General features: G+C 43.6%; 23 protein-coding genes. 18 read left to right on the top strand and 5 right to left on the bottom strand.

What is annotated here, in order from left to right; translation table 11 throughout:
* Positions 1 to 97: 97 nt before the first annotated feature.
* On the top strand, positions 98 to 670 hold the full coding sequence (locus tag MEALZ_RS09995) for a transglycosylase SLT domain-containing protein (protein WP_014148513.1): 573 nt from the start codon (positions 98 to 100) through the stop codon (positions 668 to 670).
* Positions 671 to 683: 13 nt separating this feature from the next.
* Positions 684 to 1,538, top strand: coding sequence for an HDOD domain-containing protein (locus tag MEALZ_RS09990; RefSeq protein ID WP_014148512.1), 855 nt, complete (start codon positions 684 to 686; stop codon positions 1,536 to 1,538).
* Between the two features lie 187 nt (positions 1,539 to 1,725).
* Here MEALZ_RS09990 and MEALZ_RS09985 read toward each other — a convergent pair whose 3' ends face one another.
* Positions 1,726 to 2,310: a Maf family protein gene (locus MEALZ_RS09985; protein WP_014148511.1), complete on the bottom strand. Its 585-nt coding sequence runs from the start codon at positions 2,308 to 2,310 to the stop codon at positions 1,726 to 1,728.
* A 59-nt stretch (positions 2,311 to 2,369) separates the two neighbouring features.
* On the opposite strand from MEALZ_RS09985, the gene MEALZ_RS09980 reads away from it, so the two are divergent.
* From MEALZ_RS09980 to MEALZ_RS09920, 14 genes are all read left to right on the top strand, one after another.
* Positions 2,370 to 2,894 carry a YceD family protein gene (locus MEALZ_RS09980; RefSeq protein WP_014148510.1) on the top strand — a complete coding sequence of 175 codons (525 nt, stop codon included), beginning with the start codon at positions 2,370 to 2,372 and terminating at the stop codon, positions 2,892 to 2,894.
* Positions 2,894 to 3,076 carry a 50S ribosomal protein L32 gene (gene rpmF / locus MEALZ_RS21845; RefSeq protein ID WP_014148509.1) on the top strand — a complete coding sequence of 61 codons (183 nt, stop codon included), beginning with the start codon at positions 2,894 to 2,896 and terminating at the stop codon, positions 3,074 to 3,076. The genes MEALZ_RS09980 and rpmF overlap by 1 nt, the downstream gene beginning before the upstream one ends.
* 92 nt (positions 3,077 to 3,168) lie before the next feature.
* Entirely contained in the window at positions 3,169 to 4,197 is a 1,029-nt protein-coding gene (gene plsX / locus MEALZ_RS09975; protein WP_084685401.1) for a phosphate acyltransferase PlsX, read from the top strand.
* Positions 4,194 to 5,162 carry a beta-ketoacyl-ACP synthase III gene (locus tag MEALZ_RS09970; protein ID WP_014148507.1) on the top strand — a complete coding sequence of 323 codons (969 nt, stop codon included), beginning with the start codon at positions 4,194 to 4,196 and terminating at the stop codon, positions 5,160 to 5,162. Before plsX ends, MEALZ_RS09970 begins: the two co-directional genes overlap by 4 nt.
* A gap of 11 nt (positions 5,163 to 5,173) precedes the next feature.
* Positions 5,174 to 6,124, top strand: a complete 951-nt coding sequence (gene fabD / locus MEALZ_RS09965) for an ACP S-malonyltransferase (RefSeq protein WP_014148506.1) — start codon at positions 5,174 to 5,176, stop codon at positions 6,122 to 6,124.
* Complete coding sequence (gene fabG, locus MEALZ_RS09960) at positions 6,117 to 6,845, top strand: 3-oxoacyl-ACP reductase FabG (RefSeq protein WP_014148505.1); 729 nt, start codon at positions 6,117 to 6,119, stop codon at positions 6,843 to 6,845. The genes fabD and fabG overlap by 8 nt, the downstream gene beginning before the upstream one ends.
* A 141-nt stretch (positions 6,846 to 6,986) precedes the next feature.
* Positions 6,987 to 7,217: an acyl carrier protein gene (gene acpP / locus MEALZ_RS09955; RefSeq protein WP_014148504.1), complete on the top strand. Its 231-nt coding sequence runs from the start codon at positions 6,987 to 6,989 to the stop codon at positions 7,215 to 7,217.
* Between the two features lie 231 nt (positions 7,218 to 7,448).
* Entirely contained in the window at positions 7,449 to 8,693 is a 1,245-nt protein-coding gene (fabF, locus tag MEALZ_RS09950; protein ID WP_014148503.1) for a beta-ketoacyl-ACP synthase II, read from the top strand.
* Positions 8,694 to 8,721: 28 nt separating this feature from the next.
* Complete coding sequence (gene pabC / locus MEALZ_RS09945; RefSeq protein ID WP_014148502.1) at positions 8,722 to 9,552, top strand: aminodeoxychorismate lyase; 831 nt, start codon at positions 8,722 to 8,724, stop codon at positions 9,550 to 9,552.
* Positions 9,546 to 10,538 (top strand): endolytic transglycosylase MltG, encoded by a 993-nt coding sequence (gene mltG / locus MEALZ_RS09940; RefSeq protein WP_014148501.1) that lies wholly within the window; start codon positions 9,546 to 9,548, stop codon positions 10,536 to 10,538. The genes pabC and mltG overlap by 7 nt, the downstream gene beginning before the upstream one ends.
* Positions 10,538 to 11,176, top strand: a complete 639-nt coding sequence (gene tmk / locus MEALZ_RS09935; RefSeq protein ID WP_046061502.1) for a dTMP kinase — start codon at positions 10,538 to 10,540, stop codon at positions 11,174 to 11,176. Before mltG ends, tmk begins: the two co-directional genes overlap by 1 nt.
* On the top strand, positions 11,160 to 12,149 hold the full coding sequence (locus tag MEALZ_RS09930) for a DNA polymerase III subunit delta' (RefSeq protein WP_014148499.1): 990 nt from the start codon (positions 11,160 to 11,162) through the stop codon (positions 12,147 to 12,149). Before tmk ends, MEALZ_RS09930 begins: the two co-directional genes overlap by 17 nt.
* An 8-nt stretch (positions 12,150 to 12,157) precedes the next feature.
* Complete coding sequence (locus tag MEALZ_RS09925) at positions 12,158 to 12,511, top strand: PilZ domain-containing protein (protein ID WP_014148498.1); 354 nt, start codon at positions 12,158 to 12,160, stop codon at positions 12,509 to 12,511.
* A 71-nt stretch (positions 12,512 to 12,582) separates the two neighbouring features.
* Positions 12,583 to 13,365, top strand: a complete 783-nt coding sequence (locus MEALZ_RS09920) for a TatD family hydrolase (protein WP_014148497.1) — start codon at positions 12,583 to 12,585, stop codon at positions 13,363 to 13,365.
* A gap of 397 nt (positions 13,366 to 13,762) precedes the next feature.
* On the opposite strand, the gene MEALZ_RS09915 is transcribed toward MEALZ_RS09920, so the two are convergent.
* Complete coding sequence (locus MEALZ_RS09915; RefSeq protein ID WP_014148495.1) at positions 13,763 to 14,548, bottom strand: methyltransferase domain-containing protein; 786 nt, start codon at positions 14,546 to 14,548, stop codon at positions 13,763 to 13,765.
* 247 nt (positions 14,549 to 14,795) lie between these two features.
* Between MEALZ_RS09915 and MEALZ_RS09910 the strand changes: the two genes are divergently transcribed.
* Both MEALZ_RS09910 and MEALZ_RS09905 read left to right on the top strand, forming a co-directional pair.
* Entirely contained in the window at positions 14,796 to 15,527 is a 732-nt protein-coding gene (locus tag MEALZ_RS09910) for a PEP-CTERM/exosortase system-associated acyltransferase (RefSeq protein ID WP_014148494.1), read from the top strand.
* Positions 15,528 to 15,551: 24 nt separating this feature from the next.
* Positions 15,552 to 18,422, top strand: a complete 2,871-nt coding sequence (locus tag MEALZ_RS09905; protein ID WP_014148493.1) for a bifunctional diguanylate cyclase/phosphodiesterase — start codon at positions 15,552 to 15,554, stop codon at positions 18,420 to 18,422.
* Here MEALZ_RS09905 and MEALZ_RS09900 read toward each other — a convergent pair.
* The 3 genes from MEALZ_RS09900 to MEALZ_RS09890 all read right to left on the bottom strand — a co-directional run bounded on the left by MEALZ_RS09900 (position 18,419) and on the right by MEALZ_RS09890 (position 20,977).
* Positions 18,419 to 19,633 carry a porin family protein gene (locus MEALZ_RS09900; RefSeq protein WP_014148492.1) on the bottom strand — a complete coding sequence of 405 codons (1,215 nt, stop codon included), beginning with the start codon at positions 19,631 to 19,633 and terminating at the stop codon, positions 18,419 to 18,421. The genes MEALZ_RS09905 and MEALZ_RS09900 overlap by 4 nt on opposite strands.
* A 14-nt stretch (positions 19,634 to 19,647) precedes the next feature.
* Positions 19,648 to 20,106, bottom strand: a complete 459-nt coding sequence (locus MEALZ_RS09895) for a substrate-binding domain-containing protein (RefSeq protein WP_223842362.1) — start codon at positions 20,104 to 20,106, stop codon at positions 19,648 to 19,650.
* Between the two features lie 457 nt (positions 20,107 to 20,563).
* Positions 20,564 to 20,977: a hypothetical protein gene (locus MEALZ_RS09890; RefSeq protein WP_014148491.1), complete on the bottom strand. Its 414-nt coding sequence runs from the start codon at positions 20,975 to 20,977 to the stop codon at positions 20,564 to 20,566.
* Between the last annotated feature and the right edge of the window lie 68 nt (positions 20,978 to 21,045).

Raw genomic sequence — 21,045 nt, 5'->3', positions numbered from 1 at the left:
AACTATACTGATTGTGTGAAATGGTGCTTAGGTTTTTTAACAATTATTACGCATACTTTGGACTGATCGTTCGAAATATAAAAATTGGGAACAAGTCATGCGAAAAAAGATCTTTTTCTATGTAGCCTTTTTTTTGTTCTCCGAGGTTTTGTCGGCCGATATTTATAAGTATGTTTCGCCCGACGGCAAAGTTTATTACACCGATCGGCCGGCTCATCGATTTTATAAGCGAATCATCCGCACCCGTCCTTCGAGTTACAATTGGGCTGTGGGCCGAATGAAAGGTAATAAACAGAAATATAACGATATCATTGCACAAGCGGCTTCGAAACATCAGGTCGATGAAAAACTGGTACATGCCGTTATTCAAGCGGAGTCCGCTTATCATGCTCAAGCCATTTCCTCGGCGGGCGCGGTGGGGTTAATGCAATTGATGCCGGAGACCGCCAAACGCTACGGGGTTCGAGATCGTACCGATCCGGTGCAAAATATCAATGGCGGGACACGCTATTTGAAGGACTTGCTAAAGATGTTCAATTCAAATTTAACATTGGCCGTTGCCGCCTATAACGCTGGAGAAGGCGCGGTAAAAAAATATAATAATTCCATTCCTCCTTATCCTGAAACCCGTAATTATGTTAAACAGGTTTTAGCGCTTTATCACAAGTAAGGCGGGCTCAACGGTGACAAAGAGTTTGACTGCAAAATCCTTAATTGAAGACTCCGTCAAGCTCTATTCGTTGCCCGATATCTATTTTCAAATCAGGGAAATGGTTCGAGATCCTCGTTATACCGCTATCGATATCGGTAGGGTCATAACGAAAGATCCGGCTTTAAGTATGCGTTTATTGAAAATCGTCAATAGTTCATTCTACGGTTTTCAAGCAAAAATCGATACGATTTCTAGAGCCGTTACCATTATCGGAATAGAGGAATTACAGAGCTTAGCGTTAGCGACTTCAGTTGTCGATACTTTCGACAATATTCCCGACGACCTAATTAACATGACCGACTTTTGGATACAAAGTATTCATTGCGCGGTCATTGCTAAATTACTAGCTAAGAAGGCGGCAGTTTTGCATTGCGAACGATTGTTTTTGACCGGTTTGCTGCACGACATCGGGGCATTAGTCATCTATACCAAGTTGCCCGATCAATCTCGGCAAATACTAAAGAACAATTTCCAAAACAAGCGCCAACTGGCCAATTTAGAGCGGCAAGTCTTGGGTTTTACGCGTGCCGATGTAGGAGGGGAGCTGGCAGAATCATGGAAACTCCCTGAATCGATATCGGAAGCGATACGCTACCAGCTGCACCCTGAAAAAGCGTTGATCCATAAATTGGACGCCCATTTGCTTTATTTGGCGATTAATTTGAATGAGAGTAAAACGCGTGATGAGTTTTTGTCGACCTTATCGTCATCAACCTTATCTATTCTTCGACTCAATGAAGCTAAAATAAAACAAGTAATGGCGGCGGCGGTTGATGAGGCTAATGCTACATTCGATATATTGGCTCCGGGCAAGCAGTTCCATTAAACCTTTTCAAGGCTCTTAATCCTAAATTCGGCAGTCAGTCCACGAAATACACGAAAGTAATCATGCGGTTACATAAATCTCTTGAATCACTCAATTGGATAAGTGACTTGAAAGTATAACTAATTGAATATTTTCGTGATTTTCGTGTGTTTCGTGGACAAAATGCTTTTTCAGGTTAATGAATTATTTAAATCACCTTGACGCCGAACTTTTCCAGTAAGCCAATTAATTTAATTAAAGGTAGTCCAATCAAGGCATTAGGATCGTCTCCTTCAATTTTGTTCAATAAAGCGATACCCATTCCTTCAGATTTGAATCCTCCCGCGCAATTAAACGGTTTTTCCAAATCGACATAACGATTAATAGCAGTCTGCGTTAATTTTTTAAAATAAACGTGACATTCATCGATATCGCTAATCACTTCACCGGTTAAGCTGTTTGCTACCGCCACTCCGGTGTAAAATGTCACACATTGATCTGACGCGGCTAAAAGTTGTTCAATGGCGTTTTTTCTATTACCTGGTTTATTAAGTCGACAGCCCTTGAGAACCGGGACTTGGTCGGAGCCGATAATTAAACTGCCTGGAAATTTTCCGATTAATTCGCTGGCTTTGGCTTGGCTCAGCCGGAGAGCGGTTTGCCTCGGAGACTCATCGGGTAGCGGTGTTTCATCAAGCTCCGGCGAATCACTAATAAATTCCAAATGCAATTTCCGTAACAAAGATTGCCGATATTCGGAAGATGAAGCGAGGACCAGATTTTTGAATTCCATTTTAGTAAATTAGATTGCGGTTTGACGAAGTACTCTATTAGGGCTATTATTGCCCGGTTATGTTGGATCGATTACCCGAACTTATAGACCCTCTGAGTTTTGCTGATAAGCATAGCGAACTCTCGGGACAAATAAAACTAAAAAGCCTAAGTCGTTTGGCGCCTTTGCTAAAAGATGACACTGGCGATGCTACTGTTGACCTTTTTTTTAGCCGGCAAGGACGACTGGCAAGCGTTGAAGGGAAAATTGCAGCGACATTGACCGTGGAGTGTCAAAATTGTTTAAATGAAATGGATTTGCATATTGAAAACAACATTAAGCTAGGGATCGTCAGTTCATTGGATGAAGCGGATCGATTACCGGAAGATTACGAGCCTTTGCTGGTTGGGGAAGGAAAAATTCCCCTCAAAGATATTGTTGAGGATGAGCTATTGCTGGCCCTACCTGATTTTCCGCGTCATTCGGAAGCTTGTTTTAAAGCTGAGACAAGTGTCGATCATCAGGATTCTTTGGATGTCGAACAATCGAATTCTAATAACCCTTTTTCAATTTTAGCCAAACTAAAGCATACTGGAGTGAAATAATGGCTGTACAAAAAAGCAAAGTAACCCGCTCAAGACGTGGACAGCGTCGTTCTCATGATTCGTTAACCAGTAAGACCCTATCTCAGGATCCGTTGACTGGAGAAACTCACCTGCGTCATCATGTTAGCCCCGATGGTTTTTTCAAAGGCCGCCAAATCGTAAACACTAACGACGAAGACTAAGTTAAGTCCATTTCTTTTATACCAAGATGCTCAACCGGACCGGATTTGTCCGAATCGGTTGAGCATCTTATTTTTTAGGGTCATTCGCAGGCGTGAGTTTAACAATTTCAATTGATGCGATGGGCGGGGACCATGGACCCGCGGTAACTATTCCGGCGTCATTGGATTGCTTAAAGAACAATCCAAACTTAAAACTGATCTTAGTAGGCGACGAAGTCGTGCTAAAAGATCATCTGTCTCAGGCTTTGGTTGATTTTGCCGACCGACTTTCGATACGGCACGCATCGCAATGCGTCGGTATGGAAGAGTCACCTTCTAAAGCATTAAAAAATAAAAAAGATTCCTCAATGCGTGTCGCGATTAATCTGGTTAAGAGCGGCGAAGCCGATGCTTGTGTGAGCGCGGGTAATACCGGTGCGCTGATGGCGACCGCGCGCTTTGTTTTAAAAATGATTCCGGGCATAGATCGACCGGCGATTATCTCGACAATACCTTCGATATTCGGTCACACCCATGTTTTGGATTTAGGCGGCAATGTCGATTGCACGGCGGAGCATCTTTTTCAATTCGCGGTAATGGGATCTGAATTGGTTAAAGCTGTTGAAAACATCGATAATCCGACTGTCGGCTTACTCAACATCGGTGAAGAGGAAGTCAAGGGTAACGAACAAGTTAAAGCCGCCGCGAAATTGCTCGAAAACTCATCGTTAAATTATATTGGTTATGTGGAAGGGGATTCTTTGACGGCGGGAAACGTCAAGGTCGACTTGATTGTCGCCGATGGATTTGTCGGCAATGTAGCACTAAAATCTATCGAGGGTGCCGCTAAGATGATCGGTACCGTTTTGAAAGAAGCGTTTAATAAAAATATTTTTACGCGACTGTCCGGTTTGCTAATCTATCCTGTCATTCGATCCTTCAAGCAGCGAATAGACCCGAGAATGTATAACGGCGCCAGTTTTCTCGGCTTGAATGGTTTAGTGATCAAAAGCCATGGCGGTGCGGATGCTCTGGCGTTTAAAACGGCCGTGCAATTAGCGGAAATAGAAGTTTCCAAAGGCGTCATCAGAAAGATAGGCGAGCAGGTCGAAACCATATTATCGAAAAGAGAGAGTTTATGACGCATTGCTCTAAAATAATCGGCACAGGCGGTTACTTGCCTAAGCAAATTCGCACAAATGACGATATTTCAAAAATCGTCGATACCTCTGATGCTTGGATTTATGAGCGAACCGGCATTAAAAGTCGCCGTATCGCGGCGCCTGACGAGACTGCATCAAGCATGGGGGAAATTGCCGCACGTCAAGCTATTGAAGCAGCCGGCATAGCTCCTGAGCAAATCGATATGATTATTGTCGCGACCGGCACTCCGGATCGTGTTTATCCGAGCACCGGCTGTTTATTGCAAGAACGCTTGAGCATCAAAAATTGTGTGGCGTTCGATCTTCAAGCCGCTTGTTCGGGCACCATCTATGCGTTAAGCATTGCAGACCAATATATTAAATCGGGAGCAGCTAAAACCATTTTAATTGTCGGCACCGAAATCTATTCCCGGATCATGGATTGGACCGATAGAGGCACCTGCATACTCTTCGGCGATGGCGCCGGTGCCGTTTTGTTGCAAGCTTCCGATAGTCCGGGCATCCTATCGACTCACATCCACTCGGACGGGGGATATGAAGAGTTACTCTATTTACCTAACCCTCAAGTCGCGGCAGAGTCTAATCGCGATGAGCCCGGTTATGTCAATATGCGCGGTAACGAGGTATTTAAGATCGCTGTCAATACGCTAGGTCAGATAGTCGATGAAACTTTAGCGGCAAACAACATGGAACGCTCCGAGATCGACTGGCTAGTTCCGCATCAAGCCAACACGAGAATTATTGCCGCCACGGCTAAGAAGCTTAAAATGTCGATGGATAACGTCATATTGACATTGGAAACACAAGGAAATACTTCATCGGCATCCGTTTTACTGGCATTAAATGAAGGCATTAGAGACGGGCGAATTCAACGCGGCCAAGTGCTATTATTGGAGGCTTTCGGCGCTGGGTTTACTTGGGGTTCCGCTTTAATCAAATACTAGAGAATTAATGAATGACTGAACAAATTTATAATTTGGCTTTTGTCTTTCCGGGTCAAGGCTCCCAGTCGGTAGGCATGTTATCGGCCATGGCGGAAGTCTATCCGGAAATTAAGCAAACTTTTGAACAGGCTTCCGAGGTGTTGTCTTATGACTTATGGGCGATCGTTGAAGCCGGTCCTTTAGAAAAATTAAATCAAACGGCAATAACTCAACCGGCTATGTTAGCTGCCGGCTACGCTGTTTGGAAAATCTGGAACAAGCAGTGTCCTGTCCAACCCGGTTGGGTGGCAGGACATAGTTTGGGAGAATATACCGCATTGGTTTGCTCCGGTGCGATGGCTTATGAGGATGCAATCAAGCTAGTCTCCGAAAGGGGCCGCCTGATGCAGGAGGCGGTTCCGGCAGGACAGGGCGCCATGGCTGCAATTTTAGGACTGGAAGATCATGAAGTCGTAAAACTATGCAAAGATTCGGCAGAAGGTGGTGTGGTAGCGCCGGCTAACTTTAATGCGCCTGGTCAAGTTGTCATTGCCGGGGATAAAGCAGCGGTCGAGCGCGCAATGGCGAAGGCTAAGGAAGTTGGTGCTAAACGCGCAGTTTTGCTTCCGGTTAGCGTCCCTTCGCATTGCGCGTTAATGCAGTCGGCTGCGGAGCAATTGGGCGACCTCTTACAGCAAACCAGTATCGATTCACCTCGAATCACTCTGATCCATAATGTTGACGTCAGCACCCATAGCGCTCCCGAAGTCATTCGCAATGCGTTAAAGGAGCAATTATTTAAACCGGTGCGTTGGGTAGACGGCGTCAAGTTTATGTCCGACCAAGGTGTTACGGCGTTTGTTGAATGCGGCCCGGGTAAGGTTCTCATTGGCTTGAATAAACGAATTGCTAAGAATGCCGAACATTTAAGCATCTATGATCCTGACTCATTAAATCAAGCCTTGGAGATAGTGAATGGTTAAAAATATAGCATTGGTAACCGGTGCGAGCAGAGGTATCGGTCGTGCAATTGCCGAGCAATTGGCTGCCGACGAGTTTTTTGTAATCGGAACGGCAACAAGCGACCAGGGTGCTGAAGCGATTGCCGCATACTTAGGCGACGCAGGAACAGGCATTAAACTCAATGTCGCCGATCCTGACTCGATTGATACGGTAATTAAAACCATTAATGACAATTTTGGGACGCCAAACGTTCTCGTCAATAATGCCGGTATTACTCGCGATAATTTACTGATGCGTATGAAGGATGACGAATGGAATGAAATTATTGCTACAAATCTTTCATCCGTTTTTCGCATGAGTAAAGCCGTTTTACGCGGCATGATGAAAGCTAAAACCGGTAGAATAATCAATATTTCCTCGGTAGTCGGTGCGACCGGTAATGCAGGTCAAGCCAATTATGCCGCCGCTAAAGCCGGCATCGTGGGTTTTTCCAAGTCGCTGGCCAAGGAGGTCGGTTCGCGCGGCATTACCGTGAATACTGTTGCTCCCGGGTTTATCGATACAGACATGACCCGTGAACTGGCCGAAGAGCATAAGCAGGTACTTTTAAGCTCAATACCATTAGGCCGCTTGGGCGATGCTAAAGAAATAGCCTATGCCGTTTCTTATTTAGCATCGGAGCGTGCCGCGTATATCACCGGAGAAACGCTGCATGTGAACGGCGGCATGTTCATGGCATAATATTGTGATATTTTTATAATATAAAGTATAATTCCCCCGCCGTCTGGAATGAGATGACGGGATTTCTAAGTAAAACAAATAACTATACTATTGTAAGTATTATTTTTTAAAAATAATCTTACATTGTTGAGGATAATAATTATGAGTAATGTTGAAGAAAGAGTAAAAAAGATTGTCGCTGAGCAATTAGGTGTTAAAGAAGATATCGCTAACGATGCTTCTTTTGTCGATGATCTTGGTGCAGACTCTTTGGATACCGTTGAACTCGTCATGGCCCTTGAAGAAGAATTCGAATGTGAAATTCCGGACGACGAAGCCGAAAAAATCACTACTGTTCAACAAGCGATCGATTACGTCGAAAAAAACGCATAAAAACTGCTTTATATTTCGAACGGTCATGTTCTCGGCGAATTATGACATGATAATTTTGTTCGACGCATACAGGGACGTAAGTAGAAAACTGAGGTGTGAGCGTTATAGAACAAAAGAGGGCGTCAAACCACCGAAAATATGACCGTTCGAAGTATGTAAGTGGATGCTGTTAATGTCTACTTATGCATGCCTTAATATCCCCTCTTTAAAATTAACTTCGGGTACAAAACATTGAGCACACGCCGAGTTGTAATAACTGGACTAGGCGCGGTTACGCCTTTAGCTAACACAGTTTCGGAAACCTGGGACGGAATCGTCAATGGTAAAAGCGGTATTTCCGCCATTGATTCCTTCGATATTTCTGCATTTGCCACGACTTTCGGTGGCGTAATAAGAAACTTCGATATCTCTCAATATATTCCTGAAAAAGATGCAAAACGCATGGACGGTTTTATCCATTACGGATTAGCCGCAGGATCTCAAGCGTTCGAGGATTCCGGCATCGAGGTTAATGATAGTAATGCCGAAAGAATCGGTGTGGCAATCGGTTCGGGAATAGGCGGGATAACAGGCATTGAAGACTGTTATGCGCTATATGATAAAAGCGGTCCGAGACGTATTTCGCCGTTTTTTGTACCCGGCAATATCATCAATATGATTTCCGGTAATTTATCGATTAAATATGGTTTAAAAGGACCTAATTTTGCGATTGTTACCGCCTGTTCAACCGGTACACATAACATTGGCGACGCCGCTAGAATGATCAAATACGGTGATGTCGACGTAATGATCGCCGGAGGCGCCGAACGTTGTACCACTTCACCGACCGCGATGGGCGGATTTGCGTCAGCGAAAGCCTTATCGAGAAGAAACGATGATCCGCAACGTGCAAGTCGCCCATGGGATCGTGATCGTGACGGCTTTGTGTTAAGCGATGGTGCCGGTGTTGTTGTTCTGGAAGAGTTGGAACATGCTAAAGCACGTGGTGCGAAAATCTATGCCGAGCTCGTGGGTTACGGCATGAGTGGAGACGCATATCACATGACTTCACCTTCGCCAGGCGGAGAAGGCGCCGCTCGATGCATGAAAAATGCGTTACGCGATGCCGGTTTAAATCCTGAAGATGTCGATTATATCAATGCGCATGGAACTTCTACGCCCGCCGGCGATCTCGGTGAGACACAGGCGATGAAATCCGCCTTGGGCGATCATGCCTATAAGGTTGCCATCAGTTCAACCAAGTCGATGATAGGGCACCTCTTGGGTGCTGCAGGCGGCATCGAAGCGGTACTGACGGCATTAAGCCTGAAAAATCAAATAGCGCCGCCGACTATTAACTTGGATAACCAAGACCCCGAATGCGATTTGGATTATGTTCCGAATGTTGCTCGGGATATGTCGATGAATGTCGCTTTATCGAATTCTTTCGGCTTCGGCGGAACTAACGGCACATTGATTTTTAAGCGATTCGAATAATTAGCTCGATGACATAGGTGAGTTTCCGGTGTTTTTAATCAATGGTGCGATGGGTTGCACCATCGATGTTTCGGATCGCGGATTTCAATATGGCGACGGTTTATTTGAAACGATTGAAATCAATAAAGGCCGACTGGTTTTTTTCGACAGACATATCCGCCGCCTAAAAGAAGGTTGCCGGCGTCTACAGATCCCTTTAGAAGATACCGGCAATTTAGTCGCGGAAGCCGAGAATGCGGCTAAAGACGTCGATCGAGGCGTGTTAAAAATTATCCTGACGCGCGGAACGGGCGGTCGAGGTTATCGGCAACCGGACAGCATCAAACCGACTCGTGTTATTAGCGTTTATCCATTTCCTGATTATTCTGAAAATTATACCCGCAATGGCATTACTGCCAGGGTTTGTTCTACCCGTTTAGGGCTAAATCCGGCGCTTGCCGGCATTAAACATCTCAATCGCCTCGAACAGATTTTAGCTCGTGCCGAATGGAACGATCCCGGCATTCAAGAAGGTTTGATGCTCGATGCCGATGGGAACGTTATAGAAGGAACAATGACTAATTTGTTTTATGTCATTAACCGACAACTCTATACCTCCGAGATTCTTCACTCAGGCGTAGCCGGGATTATGCGCGAAATTATCTTGGAACTTGCCGAATCAAATGCGTTAACTTTGTCGAAACGTTATTTCGGTCTCGACGAATTATTAAACGCGGATGAAATATTTGTTTGTAATTCGGTCATCGGTCTATGGCCGGTCACCCAAGTTGATGGCAAGCCATTTGCTGTTGGCCCTGTAACCCGCGAAATAACGGACTGGCTCGAACAGTACAAAATAGAATGGCTTCAGGCATGCTAAATAAATTCATGGGTATTTCGATTGTATTAACCAGCTTTTTACTCGGCTGGCTATGGATAGATTACCAGCACTTTGTAGCTACTCCTTTAGCCGACAAGCCGGTTTATATTGAAATCAACAAAGGCGATTCGTTCGGTCGCATTACTGAAAAACTTCAGGAACAAGAATTAGCGGTTAAACCGCTATGGCTAAAATTATTAGCCCTGCAAACACAATCCGCCGGCCGTTTGAAAGCCGGAGACTATGAAATCGCTCAAGGCGCTACCGCTTTTGATATTCTTTCGTTATTCGCATCCGGAAAAAGCAGACAATATGCCATTACTTTTCCGGAAGGGTGGAATTTCAATCAGTTTCTTGAGCAGATCAATAACCATCCTAATATTCAAAAAACACTGGCTAAATCGGATAGCGAATCCTTACTCAGTTATTTGAATTCCGATTACGGTCATCCCGAAGGCCTTTTTTTTCCCGATACTTATTTCTTTGACAAAAACACAACCGACCTTGCCTTATTAAAAAGGGCTCACGATCGCATGCTGAGTATCCTGGATCAGGAGTGGCAGCAAAAGCAGGATAATCTTCCGTTTGAGTCTCCTTATCAAGCATTGATACTGGCGTCGATTGTCGAAAAAGAAACGAGCGTTCCCGAGGAACGTCCGATCATTGCCGGCGTGTTTATTCGCAGGCTTGAAAAAGGCATGTTACTGCAAACCGATCCAACCGTTATTTACGGTATGGGCGAGGATTATCAAGGCAATATTCGCAAGAAAGACCTGTTGACGCATACTCCCTACAATACCTATGTGATTAGCGGATTACCGCCGACGCCGATCGCGATGCCCGGACAAGCCTCGATACATGCGGTTCTTCATCCTGAGGAGGGAGAGAGTCTTTATTTTGTTTCTAAGGGAGATGGCACGCATGCTTTTTCCGCCAATCTTGCCGAACACAACAAGGCTGTAACCACTTATCAATTAAAACAATGATGATTAAAGGAAAATTCATAACGCTTGAAGGTGGGGAAGGGGTCGGCAAAACCACCAATATGAGTTTTTTAAAGGATTATCTAAGCTTGCACGGAATTCCTGTGACTCTCACTCGAGAGCCCGGAGGCACTCCGCTCGCTGAACATATTCGAATCTTACTATTAGAGTCATCCGACGAAGTCATCACCGATCAAGCGGAATTGTTATTGATGTTCGCAGCCCGCGCTCAACATCTCAAACAGGTGATCGAGCCGGCCTTACATGCCGGATCCTGGGTAATATGCGACCGCTTTACCGATGCGACCTACGCCTATCAGGGCGGAGGGCGCAATATGAGCGCTCAAGCGATTCAGTGGCTGGAAAATTTCGTTCAAGGTAATCTACGCCCCGATTTAACCTTTTTATTCGATGCACCGGTCGAAATAGGGCTCAAGCGCGCTCGTCATCGCAGTTCGCTGGATCGCATCGAATCCGAGACCTTGGTTTTTTTCGAACAAGTGAGGCGTGCTTATTTATTGCAGGCTAAATTGGAACCGGAACGTATTAAAGTTATTAAATCCGACCAAGCACTTATCGATGTACAAAGCGAAATAACACGTTTTTTACACCCGTTTGTTTTTAATGACCATCACTCCTGATCTATTGCCTTGGCAGGAAGCGGACTGGCAGCATCTTGTCCGCTACATTACCGGTCAACGCATACCTCAAGCCCTATTGTTTGCCGGAAATAAAGACAGAGGCAAAAGCCGGTTGGCGGAGCGTTTCGCACATTCCTTGCTTTGCTCTGAAACAGATACTAACGGACTGCCTTGCGGGCAATGTCATAGCTGTCAGTTAGTTAACGCACAAACGCACCCTGACTATATCAGATTGAATCCGGAGGAGCCCGGTAAAGCTATCAAGGTCGATCAGATCAGACACATCCTGTCGGTGTTATCATTAAAACCGCAATATGAAGCAAATCGTGTCGTCATAGTTGAACCGGCCGATCAATTAAATATCTCAGCGGTTAATGCTTTTTTGAAATTTCTTGAAGAACCGAGCGAACGAACCGTTCTGTTGCTCATCACGGATAAACCAAGCCGACTCCCGGCCACTTTGATGAGTCGATGTCAAAAAGTTTATTTTTCGAGACCCGATCCGGAACGCGTTAAACAGTGGTTGTTCGACCAAGGAATAAAAAAAGATAGCGACTTATTGCTAAGCGTATCGAAAGGCTCGCCTTTGTTGGCCTTGGATTATGCGAGGAACAATACCCTTGAATTACGTCGAAAATGTTTCGATCAATGGCTCGACATCGCCGCTTTGCGCACTCATCCGTATATTGTCTCGGAACAATGGGTTAAACTGGATCCCGGCCTATTGTTGACTTGGATAACGGGGTGGGTTACGGATTTAATTAAATGTTGCTTTCAATTACCTACCGAAAAACTGATTAATCGTGATTTATTCGAAGACTTGTACAAATCCGCGCAAACATTAGAATTATCACGTTTGTATAGCGTCTACGATCTTATGCTTACCAGTCGAAACCGCATCGATACCCAGCTCAATAAACAATTGCTATTCGAAGAGCTACTAATCGAGTGGGCGCGGCTTAACGAAAAATAGGAAAAAGCATGTCTGAATCATCATCGCCCAGACAAGGAATATTATCCTTGTCGATTAAAGATAAAAACGCATTATATGCCGCCTACATGCCTTTCATTACCAATGGCGGATTGTTTATTCCGACAAATCGCGAATACGAAATGGGGCAGGAAGTTTTTATGCTATTGAATTTAATGGAAGAAACAGAACGCTTGCCGATTGCCGGTAAAATTATTTGGAAAACACCGGCCGGTTCGGAAGGGTATCGTACTACCGGTATCGGCGTTCAATTCAGCGACCAGGATGGCGGCATGGCACGTAATAAAATAGAAACCTATTTAGCCGGTGCACTGGAATCGGATCGAGCCACCCATACAATGTAACGGTTTGGTTTTGTCGGCTTCTACGCTCCAATTTCTCCAATTAGACTCAATCCTAACATCTGTTTTATCCCATGCTAATCGACTCTCACTGCCATTTAGATCGTATCGATCTTTCTCCTTATCAAGATGATTTTTCTTGCTTCATGCAAGAAGCATCGAAACAACAAATCGAGCACATGCTGTGCATCAGCATCGATCTTGAAGCTTACCCGTCGATGTGCGAATTGGTCGCTCCTTATCCTCAGATCTCCTTGACGGTCGGCGTGCATCCCAATGCGCATGACGGAAAGGAACCGACAACTGATGAATTAATCACACTTGGCCAAGCCGAAAAAGTCATCGGCATCGGTGAAACCGGATTGGATTATTTTAGAAGTGAAGGGGACTTATCTTGGCAACACCAGCGGTTTAGACGTCATATCGCGGCGGCGAAGAGTTTAAACAAACCTTTAATCGTCCATACGCGAGAAGCCCGAGAAGACACTTTAGGTATTTTGAAAGAAGAAGGTGCCGATTCGGTCGGCGGTATCATCCATTGTTTTACCGAAGACTGGCAATTTGCACTTCGTGCGCTCGAGTTGAATTTTTATATTTCCTTTTCAGGAATTGTAACGTTCAATAATGCTAAAGCAATACAAGAAGTGGCGAAAAAAATTCCGGCGGATAGATATTTGATTGAAACCGACTCGCCCTACCTAGCTCCGGTTCCTTTTCGTGGGCGGCCTAATTATCCGATTTATGTTCGTCATGTGGCCGAATTTATAGCAAAATTGAGAAACACAACATTTGAAACGATTGCTCATCAAAGCAACGAGAATTTCAAGCGGCTTTTCAATTTGCTCCCTTTTGATTGAAAAAGCGTTTAAGAATAAAAGGTATGGGATGAGTCTATCGATGAACACCGTTAACCCAACACCCTAAGTCCAGCACCTAAATTCCATAGGTCTTTGGCAATGATTCAAAACATGGCTTATTTAGGAGCTGGATGAATTATCCCAGTAGCCAATGGACTATGGAATTTAGGTGCAGGGTAAACCCAAGCCACACCCCATACCTTCATAAAGCTATACCTTTCGCACTTCTCGCACTTCAAATTTCGGCAGTGCCTGAGGTGGCGCCGGGGTGTTCGGCAAAGGCTTTGCCGGCATAGAGCCTACATAAACGTCTTCACGGCGTCCTTTGACAGGCACCCGGTGCCGAATTTTGATCTGCGATGGGTATATAAAGGGAATATAATGATACTTCATTTCTTTAACAGGACTTTTCGCCTGAAACTACTACAATATTAACGCAACAATAAAAGCAGTTGTTATCAGCAAACTGTTTTAGGTTTTCGCGCCAATGTTTCAACGTTGACTCTTGGATACTTTGACTAGCCAAAGCTTGATCTTCCACACTCTGTTGCATAGAAAGAAAATTAAACAAATTATAATCGGTTAGACAAATTGGCATAACCTCTACAGCTATGTTAGAAAAGCCGGTCTGCCTGAATAAGCGATATAAATTTCGGCCGGAATATCCATTATTCAGCACCTGGGTTATTCGATAATTCGAAAGAATTTGTTCGGTTTCCGGATGTTCGGTATCGATGGATAAACTGCTCCAATCGGTATCGGCAACCACCACGATACCTCCTTGTTTAGTTACTCTATGCATTTCGAATAAAGCCCGCTCGGGATATTTGAGATGCATAAAAAGCCTTTCACTGCGGCATGCGTCAAAATAATGATTTTTGAAGGGGAGTTCGTTTGCAGTCCCGTGTATAAATTCAAATTTATTATTCCTCAGATTGCTTTCACAAAATTGCGCCGCATTTTTCAACATAGCGTGATCATGATCAATCCCAATGACCTCTCCAGCCCCCCCTGTCAGTTTCGATAGCGCATTAACGTCGATTCCAGGGCCACACCCTACATCGAGTAGAGTAGCTCCAGGAATAATATGCATACGCTCATAGGTGAGTTGTTTGATAGGCAAGAAGATTTCTGCGGCTTTTTGTAGATACAAACTGTTCACTACTCCATGAAAATTGTTCATTGGTTTATTAGACTCCTGGATAAATAATGGCTTTCAACTATGCTTTAAAGTCGGCTCTTCCGTACTTGCCGTGGTAATAGCGCATCGATACCGAATAAGAAACGAAGATTTTCTTTAAGCAACTGATATTGAATGTAACTTATTCATTAAGAATTTTCTTTGCCGCTAATTTTTCAAATTACCACGGGAAATCCGGAAGAGCCTTAAAGTCTAGTCAAAAACACCAATTTAGACAGGGAGTCATTTTATGAATTCCAACTTGAGCTTGATAGATCATTATTCGAAATATTTTTGTACCCAAAAAGCTTTGTCGCCGGATTTAAAAAAGCAAGCTTATAACCTTAGGTATCGTGTGTATTATGAAGACCAAAAAATGATATCGGCCGATTCAGTTTACAATGAACAGGAGTTTGATGAATGGGACGATGATGCGATACATAGTCTTCTCATATTGAAAAAAAATCATCTTCCAATTGGAAATGTAAGGCTCATTATTGCCAATGAATCATCTGATATGAAATTACCTGTTGAGAAACATTACAAACATCCGTTCGACTTATCCAAGCTAGGGTTGGCAACACTTAGATCCGGAAGAACAGGGGAGATTTCAAGAATGGCTATTCTGCCATCATTTAGGCGAAGACCGGCCGATATCAATTACTCTGCCGATCAAATCGATAATCGAGGTGATGTGGAAAATAAAAGATATCCTATTAACTATATGCCGATGTGTTTAGCATTTGCAGCAATCGAATTGATGTTGGAGCAAAAACTCGAATATGGGGTAGCGTTAATGGAGCCTCGCTTAGCCAAATTGTTAGTCCGATTTGGGATCGAATTGACACAAATTGGTCAAACAATTGAATATTTTGGTTTACGTGCGCCATTTTGTATTTTTCCTGAACAGTCGTATCAAAATTTATCGCCGGAATATAGAACCCTTTTCGATACCATCAGATCAGAACTAACTCAATCTTAAGTTCGACGCACTTTCATTTACTACATGCGAACTGTTAAAAAAAATAAACAGCCGTCTTTAAGTCTGGTTTGGAAAACAATACTCGCTGTCGGCTTTGCAACAGCATTAGCCTCCGGCGCGATTGTTTTGTTCGGACAGTTTTCATTGAATCAGAATTACCAGCAAGAAAGGTCTCGTGTCCATCGCTTTTATCGACAAGCTTTTCAAGGTATTTTGGAAGGCATCAAAAACGACAGGGTCGATATCGGGTGGTTGATTCCGGCATTTATCGATGACAAAACAGCCCCCCAAAACGCATTGGAGGTCATTAACCATTTTATCGATAATAATTGGTTTAAAATTGAAGTCGAATCGGATATCGAATCGGCATTTCTGTTTAGCTCGGATGAAAAGTTGATTGGTTCTTGGGGAAACACGCCATATCAAGGGCAGTTTTCAGAATGGTTGGATTATGTGATTACCCACGAATCACCGTTCGACAATATTTTGTGCGAGGAGCGCTGCGTTCATTTTCATGCTACGCCGTTTTTACATCATGGAAGTTTTATTGGCGTATTCATTTTTGGTATCGATCTTGCCGATACAGTTTTAAAGATGAGAGACTTGACCGGCTCCGGGATTAGTATCTTAACGTTACCGCATGAATTTACAAATCCAAAAAAAGAATTACTATCTATTCAGCCATGGCAAGCAAATATAGTGGCTTTAACGGATTCAGAGCGGAATATCGGATTACTTAATGCTTTTAGTCGGCAATATCCTGATGGAATACCCGATCATCCGAAAATATTTAAGTTTGAGAAAAGGACTTATGAGATCATTCCTTTTCCGTTTAACGGAAACAACAATACAGTACTTTTGATTATTGAAGACATTAGTCGGGGCTTGGACGAAATCAAAAAAGCGACTGCTCTCTATGCCATTAATGGATTGCTTAGTTTATTGTTGTCCGGTGGAGTATTGTTACTATTATTGATTGGACCGACACAAAAATTAAAAAGACTAATTGTATTATTGCCGTTGATCGCAAAAAAACAATACGACTTAGTGGCTAAATTATTACTTCATTCGAAAAAACACAGTTTCTTTAAAGATGAAATCGATGTTTTGGAATCCGCCTCGCATCAACTGATTTCAACCCTTAAGCAATTGGACGATGAAGTTAATTTACGCACCCAACGCCTTTCCGAGCAGGCTTTGGAGCTGCAAATTGAAAAGAATTTTATTGACAATATTCTTAATTCGGCTCAAGTCATTATTATGACGGTCGATAGCGTGGGGCGTATTAAATCGGTCAATCTGTATGCGCAACATTTGCTTCAATATACGGAAGCCGAGTTATTAAATACAGATTTTGTCGAATTTATTCCTACTGAAGAACATAGAGGAATGATTGAAAGTTCAATAACACAACTACCGGATAAGCATAACAATACCTTTCAATACGAATGTCCGATTTATTCCGCCGACGGTGCTCAACTCTATATCTCATGGTTTTTATCGCCATTAGTGCTCAAAGAGCTAGGTATCGATGCCGATCCTGAAGTTCTCATTGTCGGGTTGGATTTAACCGATAGACGCAAATCCGAAAAACAATTGACTTGGTTAGCCGAACACGACCCGTTGACAGGTCTATATAACCGCCGAAAATTCGAAAAAGAATTCGAGCATGCTATCAATATGGCGATTCGCTATCATCATAGTTCGGCTTTGATTTTTTTCGATGTCGATCAATTTAAATACGTTAACGATAGCAGCGGCCATCAAGTCGGTGACGAACTATTAGTTAAAGTGGCCGAAAAACTACGCAGCTTCACTCGCGATACCGATGTTATCGCTCGCTTTGGTGGCGATGAATTTATCGTAATGGCTCCTGAAATCAGTCAACAAGCAGCCGAGGATTTAGTGCAAAAAATTTGTACAGGAATGACCTCGGTATCGATAACGGACAACAATCAACAACACCGGGTCTCGGTTAGTGCAGGATTGTTAATATTTCCAGAGCCTAATTGCTCCGCTCAAGACCTTTTGGCCACTGCCGATGTTGCGATGTATAAAGCCAAAGAATCCGGCCGGGGAGGGTGGCGACTCGCAAATAGCGAGGATATTCATCGGAGCGAAATCAAGACGAAGGTCAATTGGAAAGCTAAAATTGAACAGGCACTTAACGATCGACAATTTAAGCTGTTTTACCAACCGATCATGCATATTCGTGATAAGACTATATCTCATTACGAGTGTCTGTTGAGAATGATTGGAAGCAACGGCGAAATCATTCCGCCAGGTATGTTTATCGAAGTCGCCGAACAAACGGGGTTAATTTTTCAACTCGATATGTGCGTTGTCGAACTCGCTTTCGTAAAACAGGTTGAATTGATAGAACAAGGAATCGATATTAGGCTGTCAATTAATTTATCCGGGGAGACGCTTTCAAATGTCGATGCTTTTTCAAAAATCGATAAGCTGTTGCGTTCATATGGGCTCGATGCACATAAATTTATTTTTGAAGTCACCGAAACGCAAGCCGTAACCAACCTACAGTCCGCCCATGAATTTATAAATAATATAAACAGCATAGGCGGAAGTTTTGCTTTGGACGATTTCGGTGTGGGCTTTTCATCGATGAGCTATCTAAGACAACTGCCGGTTGAATATTTAAAAATAGACGGGTCATTTGTAAAAAATATTAATTCAAGCCTAGATGACCAATTATTTGTCAACGCCATTAACAGTGTAGGACAGGGAATGGGCTTAAAAACGATTGCCGAATTCGTTGAAAATGACGCTATTTTCGAAAAACTGGGAGCACTTGGTGTCGATTATGCGCAAGGTTATGGAATAGGCAAGCCGATGCCATTTCTTGAATTTCATAAGAATGACGATGTAGGCTATTAGAAATCGTAAGACATCATAATGGTATACATATCCCAATGCTGCGTTGTTCCTTGGGGGTTTTCCAAGTTGGATAGCCAGCCGGTTCCATTGATTCGGTGGTATTCGGCACTGAAATTCAATGCCGGCAATATTTCATAACGTAAACCAAAAGTCCAATCCTGAGCAAACCTGGAATGATTGGTAATTCCGGGTGCGGCTTGCGCGAGTTTCAAACCTTTTCTATCATCCATATCCCAAATTAATTCGTCATAACGCACTAAAGCTTCTAGAGAAGAAGTTAGTCTATAGGTGCCTTGTATATAAAAACTTTGGCCGGTAAATTCAGTGTCCGGAATAGCCCCGAAATTCCTCAATTGAGCTCGGCGTAAGGCGTATTCCCCGGTAAGCGACCATTTTTCGGTATTGTATTGAGCGGATAAAATCAATGGATTGAATCGCCAGGAACCAGGCTGTAAAAGAGCACCGGAGGACGGCTTATAATCGCCATTGAAGTCGGCATAGGTAACGGCCAATTTGACTAAGCCGTTTTCCCATTCATAACCGGTACGCAATACCCAGGAAACATCGCCTTCCATTTTCCCAGGATCGGAGCCTACAATAACATTCTTGAAATCAGGATCGTCCAATCGGGGTATAACTACACCGAAATTCAACGAAAAATCGCCATAGTCGGTTCTATGTTCTCCGTAGATATAGCCGCCATCGGCTGATAAGGCCAAATTTCTATTGACATCGAAATAAATCGATTGCGGTAATAAGATGCTGGGGCGAGTCGAGGCAACGTCCCGCGTATCGTTGTATAAGCCTAACGGAGTAGGGACTCTGCCACCCCTGAGTGTTAACAATGAATGTTCCGACGAATATAAATTATAGCTGGCTACACCGTAATCGATTCGGACGTTGCTATCGTCGGTTTTACCCGCATCGCGCCATACCACCTGCATGGCAATTTGCAATTCCGGCAAAATCCTATAAGAGGCATTGATGCCGAGCTCTCTAAAGTCGCTTGATATCGAGTCGTCAGTTTTACCAAAAAAGTTATTATCGGAAGTATGAATAAATCCTTGAGATAAAAAACCGTGAATTTGAAGGTTTTGAGGTAACCAGTCGTTTTCGAAGGCTTGGGCGTTTGTAAACAAGCAGCATAAAACTAATACGATACCGTAGCTATGCAATTTAAAAAAACGGTTTAAAGTCGACGTATGACGCATGACTGGAAAAGGCCTTATTTAATGATCAGGATTTTGATATCTTCAGTGATGTCTTCATCGCTTAAATATCCGATTGCGCCAGGTGTAGATGCGATTTTATCAACCATTTCTTCCTTGCTGGCAACGGTAACGGGGGCCTGGCCGGTCCCGCTAAATACCAGCTTGTTCCAGCTTCGACGCATCTGATGTGGAAACACATTTAACACTTGTTTGCAAAATTGCTGATGAAGAGGATTGTTGTCACGCAATACAAAAACAGTGATGGGTGACCCGTCTTGCCATTGACGAAGCCGCATTCTAAATATAGCGCTCAACCCGTTTCGGCTAACAGAGTTTTGCGTTAATGCGCTGTTGACAACAGGATAAATGCTTGGCGTTGGAGCGGATAAAACCTGCGACATCAAAACAAAGAGCAACACTAAAAATCCAAATTGCTTTCGTCGTAGATTTTTATTCGATTCGTTTGACTTCAAATGGGAAGCGCCTTAGGTCTTAAAGTGAGCTGTAAAAAGAAATCAAAGTTTAGTTACTATTCTGTGAATATCAAATGATGAGGGGGTTAATTGATAAAGATTATTACAAACGACAAAGCTACTATGCCACTATTTAACATAATATACATTATGCGCCATTAAAATCATTTATTGCTTTGTATTTTATAGTCCTGCTTTATTCCGTTAGCACCTCAAAAGTCTTCCGCGCCCCCGGTGCCGAATTTTGATCTACGATGAGTATATCACGCGAAATTGGGCTGGTGTTTTACAGCGATTGATGGCGAAATTAAACCACTAAGAATCCAAATGTTCCCTTGGTGGTTTAATTTCTTATTATGACCCGCCGAAAGCCCAACGGAAACTAACAACCATTGTGACTCACCGATTTATGGGGCCTGCATCTCATGTTGTACGAATCCGCCGAATAGATTTATCGTTATCTACGTCCCAATTCGTTGCCAAGCAATGAGCCGGCCGCAGCGCCGATGCCTGATGCAATCGGATCGCCTCTTCCAACTTCATAACCTAACATGCTACCCACGGCGCCGCCTACCAGTCCTTGCGTGGACCTTTGGTCATAGCGGCTATAGCGTGGAGCCGGCACATAGGTGGCGGGGGCCGGTATGTAACGAGGCACTGTCTCGTAAAACGTGACTCTTTGCGGATAGTAATGGACCTCTTCGCGATAATACACGCGTTCGACAGGCCGGTATCGTTTAGCTCTATGCTTCGGATGGTAATAATGTTTGCTATATCCTTTACCTCGGCCTGGATGGTGATGACCGCCTGAAGCCAAGGCCGATGTTGAAAAAACCAAACCCGTGATGATTATTGCGATCAATTTCATCATTGTTGAATCTCCTGAAAAAAAGTAACGCGTATAACGGTTAAAGTATCCGTAGCCGTAGTCATAGCCGT

The sequence above is a fragment of the Methylotuvimicrobium alcaliphilum 20Z genome, assembly GCF_000968535.2.
Lineage (GTDB): Bacteria > Pseudomonadota > Gammaproteobacteria > Methylococcales > Methylomonadaceae > Methylotuvimicrobium > Methylotuvimicrobium alcaliphilum.
The sequence above is the reverse complement of the archived record's forward strand: the minus strand, read 5'-3'. Positions and strand labels throughout refer to the sequence as shown.

Coding starts and splice junctions, on each gene's coding strand:
- MEALZ_RS09995 (WP_014148513.1), top strand. CDS start 98: ATGCGAAAAAAGATCTTTTTCTATGTAGCCTTTTTTTTGTTCTCCGAG.
- MEALZ_RS09985 (WP_014148511.1), bottom strand. CDS start 2,310: ATGGAATTCAAAAATCTGGTCCTCGCTTCATCTTCCGAATATCGGCAA.
- MEALZ_RS09980 (WP_014148510.1), top strand. CDS start 2,370: ATGTTGGATCGATTACCCGAACTTATAGACCCTCTGAGTTTTGCTGAT.
- rpmF (WP_014148509.1), top strand. CDS start 2,894: ATGGCTGTACAAAAAAGCAAAGTAACCCGCTCAAGACGTGGACAGCGT.
- MEALZ_RS09970 (WP_014148507.1), top strand. CDS start 4,194: ATGACGCATTGCTCTAAAATAATCGGCACAGGCGGTTACTTGCCTAAG.
- fabD (WP_014148506.1), top strand. CDS start 5,174: ATGACTGAACAAATTTATAATTTGGCTTTTGTCTTTCCGGGTCAAGGC.
- fabG (WP_014148505.1), top strand. CDS start 6,117: ATGGTTAAAAATATAGCATTGGTAACCGGTGCGAGCAGAGGTATCGGT.
- acpP (WP_014148504.1), top strand. CDS start 6,987: ATGAGTAATGTTGAAGAAAGAGTAAAAAAGATTGTCGCTGAGCAATTA.
- mltG (WP_014148501.1), top strand. CDS start 9,546: ATGCTAAATAAATTCATGGGTATTTCGATTGTATTAACCAGCTTTTTA.
- tmk (WP_046061502.1), top strand. CDS start 10,538: ATGATTAAAGGAAAATTCATAACGCTTGAAGGTGGGGAAGGGGTCGGC.
- MEALZ_RS09930 (WP_014148499.1), top strand. CDS start 11,160: ATGACCATCACTCCTGATCTATTGCCTTGGCAGGAAGCGGACTGGCAG.
- MEALZ_RS09925 (WP_014148498.1), top strand. CDS start 12,158: ATGTCTGAATCATCATCGCCCAGACAAGGAATATTATCCTTGTCGATT.
- MEALZ_RS09920 (WP_014148497.1), top strand. CDS start 12,583: ATGCTAATCGACTCTCACTGCCATTTAGATCGTATCGATCTTTCTCCT.
- MEALZ_RS09915 (WP_014148495.1), bottom strand. CDS start 14,548: ATGAACAATTTTCATGGAGTAGTGAACAGTTTGTATCTACAAAAAGCC.
- MEALZ_RS09910 (WP_014148494.1), top strand. CDS start 14,796: ATGAATTCCAACTTGAGCTTGATAGATCATTATTCGAAATATTTTTGT.
- MEALZ_RS09905 (WP_014148493.1), top strand. CDS start 15,552: ATGCGAACTGTTAAAAAAAATAAACAGCCGTCTTTAAGTCTGGTTTGG.
- MEALZ_RS09900 (WP_014148492.1), bottom strand. CDS start 19,633: ATGCGTCATACGTCGACTTTAAACCGTTTTTTTAAATTGCATAGCTAC.
- MEALZ_RS09890 (WP_014148491.1), bottom strand. CDS start 20,977: ATGATGAAATTGATCGCAATAATCATCACGGGTTTGGTTTTTTCAACA.